Source organism: Wolbachia endosymbiont of Drosophila barbarae (assembly GCF_044752445.1).
Lineage (GTDB): Bacteria > Pseudomonadota > Alphaproteobacteria > Rickettsiales > Anaplasmataceae > Wolbachia > Wolbachia pipientis.
Genome location: NZ_JBIXJM010000253.1, coordinates 1 through 979 on the forward strand (window position 1 = coordinate 1; position 979 = coordinate 979).

The following is a 979-nucleotide window of genomic DNA, read 5'->3' on the forward strand; positions in this document are numbered from 1 at the left end:
CAACAACAACCATGAAATATCTAGACCGGGAAGTAACTTACACACCACTTGCTTATGTTATACTACGTAGAGATAGTATAGCTGTTGAGAAAGTGTTAAGAGTAGCTAAAGAAAACGGTATTCTGAGAGATATTCTTGACACAACAATAACTATAAAACATTTAGATAGCCGGGAAGTGACTTACACACCACTTGCTCATGCTATGTTCTGGGAGGATGGCAAAATTATTAAAGAAATTCTAGTAGCAGCTGAAGAGAACAGTATTCTGAAAGATATTCTTGACGCAACAACAACTATAAAATATCTAGATGGTCAAGAAGAAATTTACACACCGCTTACTTACGCCATATCATGTAAAAATAGCAAAACTATTGAAGAAATTTTAAAAGTCTCTAAAGAAAACGATATTCTGAAAGACATTCTTGACGCAACAACAACTATAAAATATCTAGATGGTCAGAAAGAAATTTACACACCGCTTACTTACGCTATATCATGTAAAAATAGCAAAACTATTGAAGAAATTTTAAAAATCTCTAAAGAAAACGGTATTCTGAAAGATATTCTTGATGCAACAACAACTATAAAATGTCCAGATGGTCATGAAGAAACTTGCGCACCGCTTACTTATGCTATACTACGTAAAGATAGTATAGCTGTTGAGAAAATGTTAAGAGTAGCTAAAGAAAACGATATTCTGAAAGACATTCTTGACGCAACAACAACTATAAAACATTCAGATAGCCGGGAAGTAACTTACACACTACTTGCTTATGCTATACTGCGTGAAAATAGTATAGCTATTGAAGAAATTTTAAAAATCTCTAAGGAGAACAGTATTCTGAAAGATATTCTTAACGCAACAATAACTATAAAATGTCTAGATGGTCGGAGAGTAACTGTTACACCACTTGCTTATGCTATACTACGTAAAGATAGTATAGCTGTTGAGAAAATGTTAAGAGTAGCTAAAGAAAA

The 979-nt window shown here is 33.0% G+C and carries 1 protein-coding gene; it reads left to right on the forward strand.

Translation table 11 applies throughout. The annotated features are described in order from the left end of the window. Positions 1 to 11: 11 nt before the first annotated feature. The coding region (locus ACIPNH_RS06660) for a WD_0033/WD_0034 family tandem repeat-containing protein (RefSeq protein WP_458695318.1) at positions 12 to 979 on the forward strand (968 nt) is incomplete at its 3' end.